The 259-nt window shown below is 54.1% G+C and carries 1 protein-coding gene; it reads right to left on the bottom strand.

Going from position 1 to position 259, the window contains the following annotated elements:
- The coding region (locus AC1RPK_RS07765) for a hypothetical protein (RefSeq protein ID WP_481769358.1) at positions 1-206 on the bottom strand (206 nt) is incomplete at its 3' end.
- Positions 207-259: the final 53 nt, after the last annotated feature.

Here is a 259-nt window from a genome sequence, read left to right as displayed (position 1 = left end):
AGAACTGCCTGCTGATGAACGGCCCGATCATGGGCACGCGCCTCCAGTTGCTTATGAACAACTTCGAACAACGCGATCTTGGCCGCGTCATCGAGGTTGCTATCGATAAGGCGACTGGTCAGAAGCTCTGCCTGTTGTGTGCGTAGCGCATAATCCGCGACGAGTGCCTTTAGAGCCGCCACGCTCACCTCAAGGGGGTGTCCCATTTAGTCCTCCATAACAACGACGAACTCGTTCAGCATTTGAATCTGCTCTTTAG

Source organism: Dellaglioa sp. CoH-55-MRSF-6 (assembly GCF_056782215.1).
The sequence above is the reverse complement of the archived record's forward strand: the minus strand, read 5'-3'. Positions and strand labels throughout refer to the sequence as shown.